At 43.6% G+C, this 346-nt stretch carries 1 protein-coding gene; it reads right to left on the reverse strand.

Annotated elements, in window-relative coordinates; all coding sequences use genetic code 11:
* Positions 1-326: hypothetical protein (locus HJY11_RS13400; protein WP_208076442.1), on the reverse strand; the 326-nt coding region annotated here is incomplete at its 3' end.
* Positions 327-346: the final 20 nt, after the last annotated feature.

Here is a 346-nt window from a genome sequence, read left to right on the forward strand (position 1 = left end):
CATATATGTACGACCAGCATAACATAGATGCTCCAGCGATTCTTTTTGAACCGGTATCTCCACTCCTTCTTCCAAAGGATATTCCTAAGAAGCTTATCCTGATTTCCTGCGGCTTTTTTTACACTCCGAACCATACATCCGGTCAGAATCATAAACAAACCGATCGCCGCAAAAATATATCCAGCAATCCGGCCGTCCATGAATGTCATCGTATAGCATTTTTCCCCCAGTTCAAACACCCAAAGCCCAAAGATAATCCGCCTCCAAACAGCATTCGGAATCGTCTCTGCCTCTTTTTCCTCATAAAGCACCGTTGAATTTCCCATCCGAAGAATATTCTCCTGAT

Origin of the sequence: Bittarella massiliensis (ex Durand et al. 2017) (assembly GCF_017566145.1) — a bacterium.
Lineage (GTDB): Bacteria > Bacillota > Clostridia > Oscillospirales > Ruminococcaceae > Bittarella > Bittarella massiliensis_A.